This window comes from Limosilactobacillus galli (genome assembly GCF_947381495.1).
GTDB lineage: Bacteria > Bacillota > Bacilli > Lactobacillales > Lactobacillaceae > Limosilactobacillus > Limosilactobacillus galli.
This window is the reverse complement of record NZ_CANCWK010000144.1, coordinates 1-246: the sequence shown is the minus strand read 5'-3', so window position 1 is coordinate 246 and position 246 is coordinate 1. Positions and strand designations below refer to the sequence as shown.

The 246-nt window shown below is 49.6% G+C and carries 1 protein-coding gene; it reads right to left on the bottom strand.

Annotated elements, in window-relative coordinates; all coding sequences use genetic code 11:
* Positions 1-4: 4 nt before the first annotated feature.
* Positions 5-246 (bottom strand): transposase (locus tag QOS10_RS09635; protein ID WP_408621593.1); only part of this gene is annotated, 242 nt, incomplete at its 5' end.

Below are 246 nucleotides of genomic sequence, written 5' to 3'. Positions count from 1 at the left end.
TAAGTTAGAAAAAAAGTAGTTGCTCATCAGTGACATACTTCATGAATACCTCGTAAGGTGTTTGATAGCCCAATGACCTGCGAGGAATGTTGTTCCGGTAACTCATTATTTGAGCAACCTCTTCATCAGCTAGGTGGCGGAGATCGCGGCCTTTGTGGAGCCCATCGCACCGCAGAAGGCCGTTGTTGTTCTCGTTTAACCCCCGTTGGTTAGGTGCCCCCACCTCGGCAAAGTAGGTCTGGAGGT